Genomic DNA, 261 nt, shown 5'->3' on the forward strand with positions numbered 1-261 from the left:
AATAATTGAATTCCTTTAAAAGCAGAATATTTTGTACAGGAGGACTTATAATGGAAAAAAATAAAAGTTTACAAGAAAGTTCTATAAAAAAAGGTGGATTAAATGATAAACCTTTAACACCTAGACCTCCCGCTCCACCTGCACAACCACCTAAACAAAACAAAAATAATTAAACTAAAAAGCAGCTAGTATACTAGCTTCTTTTTAGTTTAATTATAGGTTAAATACCAACTTTTACATCTTACGTGCTTTTGCCAACTT

1 protein-coding gene is annotated in these 261 nt (G+C 29.5%); it reads left to right on the forward strand.

Going from position 1 to position 261, the window contains the following annotated elements; genetic code table 11:
* Positions 1-50: 50 nt before the first annotated feature.
* Positions 51-173 carry a hypothetical protein gene (locus KVT34_RS32545; RefSeq protein ID WP_012580577.1) on the forward strand — a complete coding sequence of 41 codons (123 nt, stop codon included), beginning with the start codon at positions 51-53 and terminating at the stop codon, positions 171-173.
* The last annotated feature ends 88 nt before the right edge of the window (positions 174-261 follow it).

It is taken from the genome of Paenibacillus sp. GbtcB18, assembly GCF_019091125.1.
Classification (GTDB): Bacteria; Bacillota; Bacilli; order Paenibacillales; family NBRC-103111; genus Paenibacillus_F; species Paenibacillus_F chitinolyticus.

Coding starts and splice junctions, on each gene's coding strand:
- KVT34_RS32545 (WP_012580577.1), top strand. CDS start 51: ATGGAAAAAAATAAAAGTTTACAAGAAAGTTCTATAAAAAAAGGTGGA.